Here is a 13,245-nt window from a genome sequence, read left to right on the forward strand (position 1 = left end):
TTTTTCTACCTCCATCCATTCACATTAGTCCTCCATCAACGACTAACGTTTGCCCCGTGATATAACTTGATTTATCTGAAGCAAGAAATGATACAGCTTCAGCAACTTCTTTTGCAGTCCCTAATCTGCCCATGGCGATTTTCTTTCGAAACTCAGTCATCTGCTTTTCTGGAATTCGATCTACCATTCCAGTTTCTTCAATATATCCTGGAGCAACTGCATTCACCCTGACATTATAAGGGGCATACTCCTTTCCAAGTGAGCGTGTTAAACCAATTACTCCCGCTTTACTTGCGCTATACGCACTTAGTCGTTCTATTCCTACCAACCCTGAAAGGGATGATATATTAATAATTGAACCGCTTTGTGCTAACAACATGTGAAAAGAAACAGCATGAATGCAATTAATTGTTCCCATAATGTTGGTGTCCACAATCTCTTTCCACTTCTCTACCGGATTACTTGGAATTAATGCACCACCAAAACTGATACCCGCATTATTAACAAGTACATCAATTCGCTTATGCGTGGATATTATATTTTGAAAAACATTTTTGACCATTTCAATATCATTGACATCCAGTTTTTCAAAAAACACGCGCTCATGACCCGTTTCTTTTTTTATCTCCTCAACTACTTGTTTGATTTCTGATAACGAAGATCGATAAAGCATGATTACAGTTGCACCTAATTCAGTAAAATGCTTTGACATACTTTTTCCTATTCCTTTTGAAGCTCCTGTTATGACTACTACCTTTTCACTCCACATTAACGCCAACACCTTTTACCAAACTTGGAAAGCACTCATCCTTCCATTGATGATTGAGATATTCATATAATTCTTTTCTAGTTTTCTCTTTTTCACTTTTGGGGATCATATCCTCTGGCAGATTCCCCTCATCCTGAGAGTAATATTCCTCCCTCAAAATAGAAGAAACCACAGCATCATGATACTCTCCATCTAAGAAGAAATAATCACGTAGAACCCCTTCTATTGTGACTTTATTCTTTATTAGAAAACGAATAGTCCTCAAATTGTATAAACCATTAATGAATTGAACTTTGTGAGCATTTTTAAAATGAAATAAATAATCTAAAATCAATAATGAGGCTTCTGCCCCGTAACCCATATCCCATAAATCGGGATTTCCTATTACACCACCAAGTAAATAACTTCCTTCATACTTCTGAGGCTGCCAGGAGATAAATCCTATCTTTTCATTGTCATGTGTAAGCACTGTGGCATAATTTGTATTCCCTGTTCTAATATCAGCCTTAATGTCCTCCAATGTGGCAAAGTCTTGGGCCCCTCTCGCCAATGCACTTACTTTTGATGGACAAACCCATTTTGAGAACAACTTAAAATCTTCTTCTTCAAGAGCCTGTAGTTTAACAAAATTACCTTTCATAATTTCCTCCTATTTGTATTTATTAAGCTCATCATAAAATAGGAGTGGGTCAAAAGAACCCGTAAATCACGCAAATGTAAGTCGTCTTCTTACATTCTCCTATCTTAGTTCTGTGTTACTAGTTGAGATGTGTATACTGTATAAATAAATTGGATGCCAATCTCACTTTTGAACTACTTCCCTCTATTTTTTCTTTTTCCATAAAAAAAAGTCTGACATTTGGTCAGACTCTAGGCATATACCGTTTGAACTTTTCTTATACTTATTGATTGATTCTGCAATAGTATGGCCTTCGTCATCTTAACCGCCAGACCTACTCTTGAGTTTACTTTTAATTTTTGCATACTAGATGTAATATAGTATTCAACTGTCCGCTTACTTAAATACAAGGTATCTGCGATTTGTTGATTGGTTTTATCATTTATTAACTCTTCTACGACTTTTAACTCCATTTCAGTTAAAATCGTAGGTATATACTTCAACTCTTCGTCAAGATCAAACGGAATTTTATTACCCATTAAAGGAAAGATATATTGCTTTAAAGCTGTCGAAAAGTAAAAGCCGCCCTTTTCTATCATTTCAATGGCAAAATGTATCTCTTCTGGTTTTTCCTTTGAAACGATTCCTTGGACATTACTTACAACAGAGATTAAATGCTGCTCCCTTTTTCCAATTAATACAATGCTAGGAACTTTATTTTCTAGAAGACTGTCTATATAAATGCTTTTAACTTTATTAATAATTGCCAAGGAGAATCCCTTTAAAAATAGTGGATCTTGTAAAAGATTTTCATTGTTTAAGTAATGAAGCTGATATTTTTCCTTATTCAATAATACGGAATGTATCGAGCCTTTTTTGAACGCCTTCTCTTTCCCCACAATCAAAACTTTTTTAGGCTTCATAACTTTTTCTCCTAGTGATGGCCTGGGATAGGTTTATCTTCGAATATACCTATACCGATGTTATCAGCACCATTACTTTGTACTACTTCAGATTTAATCACTCCATTAAATACGCCTATAGTAAGTAGTAAACCAATAATAAATTTATTTAGGACTTTCATCCTCTTTTTCCCCTCCTTTTGATTATCTAATACCATTATCACCCAAAAATTTGTTAAAATGTATATGTATTTACGCAATATTTAGACATATTTTATTAGGAGGATTGGTCTTTTGGAGAAAACAGGTGAAAAAATTGCCTATTATCGAAAGAAAAACGGGTTTTCTAGGCAATATTTAGCTGATAATATATGTGATGAATCCACTTTATATCGTATCGAAAAAGGACAGCAACTGCCTAGATTGGATATACTGAAAGAGATCTGCATGAAACTTAATATCCCTATTGAATACATTTTATCAGATAATGATGAAGCAGAACTTATATCCTACGTACAAAAATTTAAGAGGCTTTGCCGAGAGAGTCTCTATCAATTAGATTTTATCACTTTACAATACCACTATGAAGAGGCAAAAAATTTCTCTAATAACAACCCTTTATTAAACAACCGACAATTCCTCAGATTTCTAAGTTGGATTGAGGCAGTTCTTTATCATAAACGAGACCAAAACCCTGAAAAAGCTGAAATACTGCTGCGGAAACTCATCCAAAACGGAAAAATAATTAACGAAATAGATATTAATATTACGAATTCTCTTGGATTATTACTCTTAGAACAAAATAAACTAAAAGAGGCTCTTCGTCTTTTTATTTCATCATACAAAGCTTTAGAAAATAGTCCCTATATTGAGGATAAGTCCCTCTTCCCTAGAGTAGCCTATAATCTGGCCTGTCTTTACTATGAAAATCATAGAGATAGTGAATGCTTTGATATTTGTTATCGCCTAGAGTACTACTTACAATCTAATCACTTATTTTATTGTGCAGGAGAAGTAAGATATCTATTGGGCATTCTACATAAGCGAAAAAACGATTTAGATATCGCCCAACAATACTTCGATGAAGCAGTAAATATATTTTCTTTTGAAAGGAAATATGCTTTCTGTAGCCAATCACTACACTCCCTTGCTGAAATTCACTATTTAAAAGGGGATTCCAGAAATGGTGAGTTACATGTTAACAAAGCATTAAGCATAGCAGATTCAATTAATGATCAAGAAATATCTAACGCCATCAAAGAAGAAATAAAGCATACTATAAAACAGTATGCTAGTAGGCTTTAATAATATTAGAATGTAGTATCTCTTTTATGATCTTAATTGTTGAAGTGATATCGTCATCTGTAATATGTCTATGAATAACCGCTCGTATTCTACCATATCCCATCTCAGAAAATATTACATTATTTTTTTCTGCAGCCTCAAGAAATGACTTCCAAGTGAAATTTTCATTAATGATTTTGAACATGATTATATTTGAATGTACATCCTTTGTTTCAACCTCAATCCCATCAATCGCTTCTAATTCTTTCGCAAGTCTTTTCGCTTTCTGATGATCTTCTGTCAGTCTATCTATCATGGTTTGAAGGGCCACCAAGGCGGGAGCTGCTAAAATTCCCGTCTGGCGCATTCCTCCACCCAACATTTTTCTAATTCTTCGTACTTCGTTAATGTGTTGTTTTGTACCTGATACAATCGAGCCTACAGGTGCCGATAACCCTTTTGATAAACAAAATTGTAAAGAGTCCACATGCTGTGTAATCTCTTTTATATCGACACCTAATGAGAGAGCTGCATTAAAGACACGGGCCCCGTCCATATAGATAGGGATATGATTTTCATCCCCAAAACGCTTTATCTCACTTAAGTAATCTAAGCTTAACGCTTTCCCTCCACACCTGTTATGTGTATTCTCAAGACAGATTAACGCCGGCAGAGCAAATTGTGGATCGTTCTTATCGATTGGAATAGCGTTGGTTAAATCTTCTATAGAGAGACTTCCATCAGACTGTGTACGAATAGGTTCGTACATAATCCCCCCGCAAACTGAAGCTCCTCCAGCTTCAAAAATATAGATATCAGATTCATCACCAACGAGTGCTTTTGTTCCTCTTGGACAGTAAGCCATGATAGAAGCTAAATTCGCCATTGTACCACTCGGCATAAAGCAGGCCGCTTCTTTCCCTGTTAACTTTGCAGCAAATTCTTCAAGATGATTTACTGTTTCATCCTGCCCATAAACATCATCACCTAGCTTTGCTTCTTGTATTGATTGCATCATGGCATCTGTTGGCAACGTAATTGTATCACTTAAATAATTGATCATGTACACACTCCTCAATTAGCATTGATTGTTCAAAACCATCCAATAAACATTTCATTTCACTATAAGTTCGTGAGGCTACCACCATATAACCTATTCGGCCATACGCATTTTCCGCTTTCTTTACATAGTCACCAGGTACTTTAGAATAACGAACCTCTTTTATATCACTATGAGATTTAACATTATGCAATTCTTTTATTTCCCCTGACACACTAGGCACTAAAAATTTGATACCTGCAGTTAATGACTTTTTTTCCTCAATTAACGGTTCAATTCCTGATGCATTCTTTAATTGTTCTTTAAGCAGATCCACTCCAGTTGCATATTTTATAAGTTCAGGTATCATACCTCCTGCAAGTCTCCCATTAAACTCCACTAAAAATACTTTATTATCTTTTATCTTTATCTCTAAATGAGCAGGTCCTGATTTCCAAAGTAAACTTTCAAGAATAAGTAAAACCCCTTTTTCAATTATTCCTTTAAGATTTTCATCTATCCTAGCTGGAAATACATGACCACTTTCTATAAAAAAATCTCCCTTATTTAATTGTTTTTCGGTCACTCCTATCAGATGATGTTTACCTTTAACGGAAAAAACTTCTACGCTGTATTCTTGCCCTTCTATATACTCTTCGATCAAAGCTCCTTGTTTTTTCGTTTGACCTCTGACATTATGAGTAATTCTCATTATCTCTTTTGCATATGCAGATAATGATGGATAGTCCATACATTTACGTACGAAATTGGACCCACTATCATCAATTGGCTTTACAATGACTGGATAATTAAGTTCACCTTTTAATAATTCTAAGTCTTGCTCTGATTCTACTAATCTAAAATATGGCTGATAGAGTTCTGAGCATTCTCTTAATACCTGTCTAACAGCAGACTTATTTCTTACAATTTTGATTGTATCTGGCGAATTACCAGAAAAATGAAAAAGGCGATTCAAACATGCGACAGTATAAATATAAAATTCACTTGTTGTTGTAATACCTGCAATCTCTTCTAATGTAAAGTGATTCAAAATTGTATTTTTCAAGCCTTCTAAATCATTCGTTTCTGCTATAACAACCTCACAATCAATTAATGTCAATTGCTCATAACGGCTAGAATTATTTGTTATGAACACTGGCCTTAACCCTAGTTCCACCGTTTTTTCCAGTGCCAGCATTCCTGTACCAGTCGTATTAGATTCAATAAACAGCAACTTTTTCATTCACTTTCTCCCCTCGATTGATATGGGTATATGACCAATTACACACATCCTTAATATCCTTTTCCTCGACAGGATTCATGTTTAAACAATTGCTTATGATACCGTGTTTCCTTAAATACTTCTCATCATATATTGAATGAAAATATCGATCTCCTCTGTCTGGAAAAATGCCAACAATCACATTGTCTTTGTTGACTTGTGTACTTAGCCATCTGCTTACAGCATAAACACTCCCCGAACTGTTTCCAGCAAATATCTTCTCATGTCTAGCAAGTTCTAAAGTCCATGAAAAAGCTTCCTGATCATTCAGCCAATGCACACTATCTATTATGGAGTAATCAACATTTTGCGGCTTCAAGCTATTCCCCAATCCTCCTTGGAGTCTGTGAGGCTGATCTTTTTGTTGGAAAATCGCACTTCCTACTGCATCTACTGCAATTACCTTTAATGAGGGATTCTCCTTTTTTAAAGCTTTAGCCGTTCCACATAAGGACCCTCCACTTCCCACTGCCGCTACCAAATAATCAACTCTACCGATATCAATGATTAAGTCATTGGCCAAATCCTCATAAGCAAGGGGGTTATTAGGATTTTCATATTGTCTTGGCCAAAAGGCATTGGGGTGGCTTTCCATAAAACGATGAAGGTAATTAAGTCTCGCCCTTTGCCACCCTCCCTCCTCTTCCATTTCTTTTACAATATGAACATTGGCTCCCAAAGCCTTCATTTTCGCCAACGTTAACTGATCAATACGTGGATCCGTAATAATATGCACATCATAGCCAAGATACGTTCCTACTAATGTGACTCCCATAGCCAATGTACCTGAAGAACTTTCTACAATGACGCCTCCAGGTTTTAAAATTCCCGCATTGATTGCTTCATAAATTGCCTTTTTTGCTACGCGATCCTTCATACCGAAAGGATTATTCATCTCTAACTTTGCATAAACCGGTGCGACACTATTTGCTTCCAGCCGTAGCCTGACTGCTGGTGTCCTACCTATCAGATTGATCATACTATCATTCACCAAAGCCACCCCCCGCCTTCTCTTGTAGAGGGTAGGGAGTGAAAGACTTCAGCACTTAGTCCAAAGGATTTAAACTTTTCAATACCCTTTTTCAATTTATCTATATAATTGGGATCCGTATCCGATAGTAAAACTCCAATATAAGTACCACTATGAGCTGTAACTATACCAACCCCTCCTATTTCTTGATTAATTCTTTTCATTTTATCTATTAACAATTTCGGTCTAACCTTTTGATTCATCTCTGTACTTCTTGTCGCTACCTGCCCCAATAAGTTCACATCGCCTACTACAATAGCACCTTCTGCCTGTTGTAAAAGACGTTCATATTCTACCTTTTCTTTTTGATCAAATGGTTTAATTTGGTGGTTGAACTCAATTGTATCTACTACCCCACCTTCATCAATTGCAAGAACGGTTAATGGTGGACAACTACCAAAGTTGCCTCTAATCTTAACTTCGCGATGGTAATAAGACACAACGCCTTCATACATAATGCCATCGGAGGGCTCAATTCTTCTCATCATCTCTTCTAAAAGATAAATAGGAATCTTAATTGGGTAACAGTCTTCTATTGCCCTTATAGCTGCCACCATATCAGCAGTCGAGCTCGCCAACCCTTTCCCCTCAACAAGCTCACTATCTATTTCCAGTCTTCCTCCTGTAGGTAAGTTAAAATAAGACAAAATATTAATAGCTAATTGTCTAGTTTTTTTCTTATGGGGAGGAAAAACTTCTAACTCTTGAGCAGATGGGGATGAGTTAAAATAGCAAGTCGAAAACCGATTAATTGGAAAAGTGACTAAAAATTCCTGATTATCTGGTAGGATCCCTTGTAGGAATTCTCCAAAGGTACCACATGCTCTACCAACACCGGTAATCACTTCGTTATCACATACCATTTTGGCTTCCTTAATCATTTACATTTTCCTTTCCGGGCACCCATTTATTCAATCTCTGCTTTGCCTCGGTCACCTTTTCTGTTATCCGATTAAAACGACGAATAAACTCTGCGTTTTGCCTTTTCTGACACTCTATGATTTCATTTACTTCTTCAGGGTGAACAGAGCCGGCTGTAATTTTTACAAACAAGGCTTTTTCTGGGTCAAATATATCAACTAAAGTAGCTTGATTTATCTGAAGCTGTTTATAGCCATACCGCTCGCAGACTTGTGATAATAATAAAATGGGTAGTTTTTTTGGCGCAATTCCCTCATTGATTGCTAAGGTGATGAATTCACCTGAAATGACTTGGGCCTTACGATAAGGAATGCCTTCTTTAGCTGATAAATAATTGGCTAACGTAAATCCACCAAGGTAATCCTCTTCACACCTTTTTTTCATCTTATTTATATTGAAATCAATATTCTCAAAAATAAGTAGCAGAAGATCGGCAATGTCATTTGCTGTTTGGAAAAGCCGTGGAAGGTTGCTCGATGATTCCTTTGAAACCTCCACTAGATTACTAAAGGGTGTATTCCGTTGACCCAACATAAAATCCTGATAATAACTAATTAGATGACTTGTTTTTCCTCTAATTCTCTCTAGTATAGGAAGATTTCTTTTTTGTGGCATGGAGGAAGAGATACCTACTAGTTCATCAGGAAAATGAAGGAATTGATATTCACTACTCCCCCAGTTCATCATATCTGTCATGAAACGGCTCATATTAACACCAAAGAATGCCAGACTCTCTCCTATTTCTAAAATCCAATCCCGTGATGCCACACATACTAAAGCATGTCCACCAAATGAATCGAAACCTAGATCATTTGCCATCATTTCCAAATCCCATGGATACTCCTGACCTGACATTGCCCCAGAGCCTAATGGACAACTTTCATTTATAGACTCCAAACAAAGAACCATTTTCTCCAATGTCTTCTGTATATGACGGCTTATGGCAGTCAGATAGAATCCGACACTCATCACCTGCGCCGTTTGAAAGTGTGTATAGCCTGGCATAATCGTCCTTTTATACTTAGAAGCCAGTGCCCATAACTCTATCAAGAGCTTTTGAAATTTTTGAATTAGACTGATCCATGAATCCCTTGCATACATTAACTGTCCGCATGCCTGTAAATCATTTCTGCTTCTGTCTAAATGCCAATTTAATACTGGCTTACCCAAGTTCTCATCAATTGCCTTTTCAATAGAAAAGGCAATATCATTCATATTAGAATAGGCGCTTTTAATAATATTTTCTTTTTGTACAGATTTTACACTTTCTAAGAGTTTTACAGCATCTGTTGTATTAATTAAATTCATTTCCTCATAAGATTTTATGAGCACTTTTTCAATAGATAGATAATGTTCTAGATAGTTATCTGACTCAAACAATAGCTGCGGATATAATATAAGCTTATTCATGATTTCATGCGGGGGACTCTTGACTCTTCCTGTCATTCTCAATTTGCTTCATCTCCTTTAACGATAATAATTGATCCATCATTGTTCCTATTACTACAGAATGTGGAGATTCCAGTAAATTATTATGATTACCATCAACTGGTATGACCGTTACCTTGCCTAACGTCCTATTCCGCCAAATATTTTCATCAACAAGTGCATGAGGCTGAGTCTCATCAATTTTTTTACATTTAAAAAGAACTAAATCTGAAGTAATTTCTTGAACAAACTTATACGACTCACATGCAATGTTATTCTTCCCCATTACTTCAATGATTCTTTTTACATCCTCTTGTTCTGAGCCTTTAGGTAGTACACCTTTTCTAATCGCTCTCTCTAAGACTTCTGTATATTTATCCTTATTTGAAAGTTGACTAAATGCCTCTAAGTCCATCCCTAAACTATGTGCCCATACGATTAATGGATCCCTATTAGCTACTGACTGCAAGTTATGAAAAGGGTGAGCATCAAAAAGTATAACTGATGACACATGATAGTTTCGCTCTTCTAATATTCTTGCCATTTCTACCGCAATTGTCCCACCCATGGACCAACCAGCTATTCTGTATGGACCTTCCGTTTGAATTTGTAATACTTCCTCCACATATTTAACTGCCATCTCTTGTATAGTATTTAATGGCTGCTGATTATCTCCATATCCAATGGATTCTATTCCATATATAGTAAGATTTATAGACATATCTTTCACGAGTGGCATATAACAGAGTGCCCCCCCACCTCCCGGATGAATCAAAAATAATGGAGGGTGAGTTGTATCTGATTGCTTTAAAACAACTACATTATTATCAACTTTCACTTTGTTCCCATCTTCAATAAATTCACTCAATTGCTCAATCGTTCTATACTTAAATAAGTCAGAAATCGTCATACTGACATTAAACTCTTTTCGAACGGCGGCAACTACTTCAATGGCTTTAATACTGTAACCACCGAGATCAAAGAAATCCTCTTTAACCCCCAATTCTTTAATACCTAATACCTCTTGCCAAATGTGACAAAGTTTGACTTCCACATTGCTCTTTGGCATTAACTTCACTTTGCTCACAAGGTCATTTCGCTCAAAAGGCAATTCGTTGACGAGAAGTTTACCATTTGAGGAGAGGGGAATTTCATCCACCCAAACAAAGGATGCTGGTACCATATAATGCGGAAGCACTTGTTGCAGTCTCCGTTTTATGTTTGCAGCTATTATTTGACTATCTTTATTTTTAACAAGAAAAGCATAGATTTGATTTTCTCCATTATTTATATGTGTAACGACTGCAGCATCTGTTATCTCAGGGTAATCTAGAATGGTACTTTTTATCTCGTTTAATTCTATTCGAAAACCTCTAATCTTTACTTGGGAATCCTTCCTTGATATAAACAAAAACTCATTGCTTGCCAGTTGCTTCACAATGTCCCCTGTTTTGTAAAACATTTGATTTTGTCCAATTACATCTAAAGTAATAAATGTGTTTTTTGTTAACTCTTCATTGTTAATATACCCCTGTGATACACTTGGACCACCAATAAACAATTCTCCTTCAACGCCTTTAGGAACGAGTTGAAGATTCTCATCTAATACTATTAGTTGGTAACCTTCAAAGTTTTTCCCTATTGGCATCGTAACGTTAGGATATGTTTTACTACATATATGATAACTTGCCGCAACAGTCGCTTCTGTTGGTCCATATAAGTTGACTAGTGTTGCATCGATATTAATCGATTCATAGAATTTTTCCACTATTTTCCTATTAAGTGCTTCACCTCCTGTGAAAACCATTCGAAGCGAGTCATTATTATTAAATAGAGGTTGATCATTCAATTTATCTATTAAACTATGAAACAGCTGTGCTCTCGTGACTCTTTCTTGATACATTAAATTCGCTAAATAAGCGATATCAAATTGATTCTCTTGTTTCGTGAGAACCAGTGTACCTCCTCCTATCAGCGAACCAAATATTTCGGTTATTGACGCATCAAATGTAAAATTTATGTTTTGTAAGACCCTTTCACTTTCTTGATAAGGAAACACTTCTAAGTAATCATCAATATGATTGAGCAATGATGCATGTGTAACTTTAACTCCTTTTGGTTTGCCGGATGAACCCGATGTATATATTACATATGCTAGCATCTCATCTGGAGGCAATTCCTTTAAACACAGGAGTGGTTTATCCAGCTCTGATTGCATTGCCTCTTTTATGTTGATAATCTGATAAGGAACCCCATGTTGATTCACTACTTTATCAGTCAACAAAAGCGGAGCATTTGCATCACTAAGCATAAAATTCATCCTGTTTACAGGAAGCGACGGATCAATTGGTAAATACGCACACCCACTTTTGATAATTCCCAATATTGCCGCTATTTGCTCTAAAGTCCGACTCATGGAAAGACCTATTATGCTCCCTTGTTTACTACCGCTTCTTCTTATTATGGCTGCAATTTGATTACTCTTTCTCTCCAATTCTGCAAAAGTATAACTGCCTGAATCTGTTTTGACAGCGCAGGCATTTGGCTTATGAAGAGAGTGATAGGCAATCCTATCATGGATATAAGATGGCGGCCTTCCCTTCATATTAAAGCTTGTTAATTCGGCAATTTCATGCTTACTCATAAAGCTCAATTTAGATATTGGCTTATTAGGATCCGCCATAATATCTTGAACTAATTGAATATAATGGTTAATGAACCTTTCCATTGATTGCTTGCTTAAAATATCAGGGTTGTACTCAATTTCTGCATATGCTTGATTTCCTTCAGCATTTATATACAGGACCTTATCAAACTTTGATGTACCTGTATTAATTTTTTCATACTCGACTTTTAAACATTGTTCAACTTCTGTTCTTTGCTCATGGTAAGTAAATAGAACCTGAAATATAGGATGATAAGAGTTTTCCCTTTTGGGATTAACCTCTTGGACAATTCTCTCAAATGGAACCGTACTGTTTTCGTATACATTTAGAAAAGATTTGATTGTCTTTTTCAATACGGATGAAAATTTACTATAGGGTTTTAAAGACATACGAATAGGAAGTGTATTAACAATAAATCCAATCATATCTTCGGTAAATGCTGCTTTTCTATTAGATATTGGACTACCTATGACAATATCTTTTTGACCGGTATATCTATAAAGCAAAATAAAATAGGCTGCCATAAAAAAGGCGTTCATTGTGGATCCACTCTTTTGAGTATACTCCCTTACCTTTCCTACCAACTCGTTAGGAAAAGATAGCCTAATATTGTTGCCGCTGTAGGTCTGTTCTCTTGGTCTTGGGAAATCAGCTTGTAATTGTAAAAAGGGAGAAGCATCTTTCAAGTATTCCTTCCAGAAGCCAATACTCTGTTCTAGTTTCCCATCAAGAAGTGACTCACTTTCCCAATTAGCAAAATCCGCATAGTGATATTCAGGATCGCTAATTTGAAGCTCATCCCCTTTTTCTAAGTGTGTATATATATTTAAAAGTTCTTTTTTGAATATATCTAAGGACCACGCATCATAAATAATATGGTGTACATTAAAAAGAAAGTAATGAAAATGCTCATCGATTTTAATTAATTCAAAATTAATGAGAGGACCCTTTTCGATATCAAATGCTTTTTTGGCAAAGCTCTGTATATACTCTTCTAACTTTACTTCCTCTTCAATTTCTTGCTTATTTTTCATTATCAATTTAAAAGTTGGAGAAGAGACAGAAACTTTTTGTACTGGCTCTCCATCCACTTCAAGAAATGTCGTTCGAAATATTTCATGCCTTTCAATCATTTTCATAATTGAATGTTCTAGTATTTTTTCATTTAATCTACCACTAAGCTTAAAGATAAAAGGAATATTATAAGTTGGACTCTTTTGAAATAACTTTTCAAAATACCATATTCTCTTTTGTCCAAAAGAAGCCGGGAGAAGGTACACATTTTCTTCTAATGACTCGTCCATT

Annotated in this window: 11 protein-coding genes; 1 reads left to right on the forward strand and 10 read right to left on the reverse strand. The window is 35.8% G+C overall.

Features of this window, described 5'->3' with window-relative positions; translation table 11 throughout:
• Positions 1 to 19: 19 nt before the first annotated feature.
• From MHI57_RS13930 to MHI57_RS13945, 4 genes are all read right to left on the reverse strand, one after another.
• The gene (locus tag MHI57_RS13930) at positions 20 to 769 is read right to left on the reverse strand and encodes an SDR family NAD(P)-dependent oxidoreductase (protein ID WP_095371517.1); all 750 of its coding nucleotides are present in this window, start codon (positions 767 to 769) and stop codon (positions 20 to 22) included.
• Positions 759 to 1,409 (reverse strand): GNAT family N-acetyltransferase, encoded by a 651-nt coding sequence (locus tag MHI57_RS13935; RefSeq protein ID WP_095371516.1) that lies wholly within the window; start codon positions 1,407 to 1,409, stop codon positions 759 to 761. Before MHI57_RS13935 ends, MHI57_RS13930 begins: the two co-directional genes overlap by 11 nt.
• 230 nt (positions 1,410 to 1,639) lie before the next feature.
• Entirely contained in the window at positions 1,640 to 2,311 is a 672-nt protein-coding gene (locus tag MHI57_RS13940) for a response regulator transcription factor (protein WP_095371515.1), read from the reverse strand.
• Positions 2,312 to 2,322: 11 nt separating this feature from the next.
• Positions 2,323 to 2,472, reverse strand: coding sequence for a hypothetical protein (locus MHI57_RS13945; protein WP_157733857.1), 150 nt, complete (start codon positions 2,470 to 2,472; stop codon positions 2,323 to 2,325).
• A gap of 112 nt (positions 2,473 to 2,584) precedes the next feature.
• Between MHI57_RS13945 and MHI57_RS13950 the strand changes: the two genes are divergently transcribed.
• Complete coding sequence (locus tag MHI57_RS13950) at positions 2,585 to 3,595, forward strand: helix-turn-helix domain-containing protein (protein ID WP_157733856.1); 1,011 nt, start codon at positions 2,585 to 2,587, stop codon at positions 3,593 to 3,595.
• On the opposite strand, the gene MHI57_RS13955 is transcribed toward MHI57_RS13950, so the two are convergent.
• Genes MHI57_RS13955 through MHI57_RS13980 form a run of 6 tightly spaced genes read right to left on the reverse strand, consistent with a single transcriptional unit; the run spans position 3,582 to position 13,244 of the window.
• Complete coding sequence (locus MHI57_RS13955; protein ID WP_322909858.1) at positions 3,582 to 4,637, reverse strand: GntG family PLP-dependent aldolase; 1,056 nt, start codon at positions 4,635 to 4,637, stop codon at positions 3,582 to 3,584. The two genes, MHI57_RS13950 and MHI57_RS13955, sit on opposite strands and share 14 nt — an antisense overlap.
• A complete protein-coding gene (locus MHI57_RS13960) occupies positions 4,618 to 5,856 on the reverse strand; it encodes an ATP-grasp domain-containing protein (protein WP_095371512.1) in 1,239 nt (412 codons plus the stop codon). Before MHI57_RS13960 ends, MHI57_RS13955 begins: the two co-directional genes overlap by 20 nt.
• Positions 5,834 to 6,889 carry a PLP-dependent cysteine synthase family protein gene (locus MHI57_RS13965; protein ID WP_340976903.1) on the reverse strand — a complete coding sequence of 352 codons (1,056 nt, stop codon included), beginning with the start codon at positions 6,887 to 6,889 and terminating at the stop codon, positions 5,834 to 5,836. The genes MHI57_RS13960 and MHI57_RS13965 overlap by 23 nt, the downstream gene beginning before the upstream one ends.
• Complete coding sequence (locus MHI57_RS13970) at positions 6,883 to 7,806, reverse strand: GHMP family kinase ATP-binding protein (RefSeq protein ID WP_095371510.1); 924 nt, start codon at positions 7,804 to 7,806, stop codon at positions 6,883 to 6,885. The genes MHI57_RS13965 and MHI57_RS13970 overlap by 7 nt, the downstream gene beginning before the upstream one ends.
• Complete coding sequence (locus MHI57_RS13975) at positions 7,799 to 9,292, reverse strand: argininosuccinate lyase (RefSeq protein WP_307316603.1); 1,494 nt, start codon at positions 9,290 to 9,292, stop codon at positions 7,799 to 7,801. The genes MHI57_RS13970 and MHI57_RS13975 overlap by 8 nt, the downstream gene beginning before the upstream one ends.
• Positions 9,261 to 13,244, reverse strand: a complete 3,984-nt coding sequence (locus MHI57_RS13980; RefSeq protein WP_095371509.1) for a non-ribosomal peptide synthetase — start codon at positions 13,242 to 13,244, stop codon at positions 9,261 to 9,263. The genes MHI57_RS13975 and MHI57_RS13980 overlap by 32 nt, the downstream gene beginning before the upstream one ends.
• Position 13,245: the final 1 nt, after the last annotated feature.

It is taken from the genome of Cytobacillus sp. FSL K6-0129 (genome assembly GCF_038007625.1).
Classification (GTDB): domain Bacteria; phylum Bacillota; class Bacilli; order Bacillales; family Cytobacillaceae; genus Cytobacillus; species Cytobacillus kochii.